Source organism: Bacillus sp. LR--39, from assembly GCF_053613335.1.
In genome coordinates this window covers 1-570 of sequence record NZ_JBSIOT010001335.1, presented here as the reverse complement: position 1 = coordinate 570, position 570 = coordinate 1, and the positions used below count along the sequence as shown (strand labels likewise).

At 40.4% G+C, this 570-nt stretch carries 1 pseudogene; it reads left to right on the top strand.

What is annotated here, in order from left to right:
* Positions 1–144: 144 nt before the first annotated feature.
* Positions 145–570 (top strand): annotated as a pseudogene (locus ACWHAR_RS30340) (DUF421 domain-containing protein); the annotation flags it as partial.

The window sequence follows — 570 nt, the reverse complement described above, 5'->3', positions numbered from 1 at the left end:
GCTTAATATATCCATCTATACCAAAAATATTGTTCGGTTCAGGACAGAATGAACCGACTGCCTTTCGGATATATTAAATTGCGATTGGCCGGAAGAAAAGCCAATCCCATGACAAATCTAATTCATCATTGGTCAGGTGGTAGCATGAATTTCACTTGGGAATCTCTAGTTCTCATTGTAGCCGGAGTCATTTTGCTGAGAATTTCAGGAATCGGAACTATTATCGTTCAGCCAATCATCGAGTACAGCCTCTTCAAAAATTGCGGCGGCAATTTTCACAATCACACTCATCGTTATAGAATGGATCCAAATGAGATCGAACTTCATTGAAAAGATGTTGACCGGAGAAGCAAAAGTTGTTATTGAAAACGGACAGCTTCATATCGAAAACTTAAAGAAGATGAGACTTACAGTTGATCAGCTTGAAATGCAGCTACGGCTTCACGGCGTTACGGGTATACAAGATGTCAAAATTGCGACATTAGAGGCAAACGGGCAATTAGGAATAGAATTAACTGATGACGCCAAGCCTTTAACAGTCAGGGATCTGAAAAAACTCATTCACCCCGA